The following is a 660-nucleotide window of genomic DNA, read 5'->3' on the forward strand; positions in this document are numbered from 1 at the left end:
CCACTTCTTTCAGCTCTTTTTCAGGTTTTGAAGTTGTAATAAGACCATCAGCCCAGTTTCTCATCCATTCTGCAGTTTCTGCAGATATTGCCGCACATATTAAAAGTGGTGGCTTTTGTGGAAGGGTATAGAGTTTCGCTTCTTCAATTTTAACTTGTCCGTTAAATGTCACCGTTAGTCCCTTCCATAATTTCCTTATGATTTCAGCGGATTGCTTTAAACGCTGGTTTCTTTCTGCTTTTGAAAGCCATTTGTCTCCTGTAATCCCTTCGCTTAATAACTGCCCACTTCCAAGTGCAATCCAGAATCTATTTTTGTACATTTCGGTTAGGGTAGCAGCTGCTTGAGCTATAATTGCTGGATGATATCTTTGCCCTAGAGCCTTGACAACTCCAAAAGGTAAAGATGTGGCTTGTAGTGCAGAACCAAGCCATGACCATACAAATCCACTTTCACCCTGAGATTTTCCCCATGGGTGAAAATGATCAGAACACATTACTGCACTAAATCCATTTTTTTTCTGCTAATTGTACTAGTTCTAACAATTTACTGGGTCTAAATTGTTCATGGGAAGCATGAGAACCTAATTTCATTTTTTTTATCCACAGAGTTATTCAATTGATGATTTCCATAGTTTTTGAAGATCCTTAGGTAGGTTAT

Annotated in this window: 1 protein-coding gene; it reads right to left on the minus strand. The window is 38.5% G+C overall.

Going from position 1 to position 660, the window contains the following annotated elements; translation table 11 throughout:
• Positions 1 to 496: LLM class flavin-dependent oxidoreductase (locus QMD61_11710; protein MDI6725299.1), on the minus strand; the 496-nt coding region annotated here is incomplete at its 3' end.
• Positions 497 to 660 lie beyond the last annotated feature (164 nt).

This window comes from Methanobacterium sp. (genome assembly GCA_030017655.1).
GTDB lineage: Archaea > Methanobacteriota > Methanobacteria > Methanobacteriales > Methanobacteriaceae > Methanobacterium_D.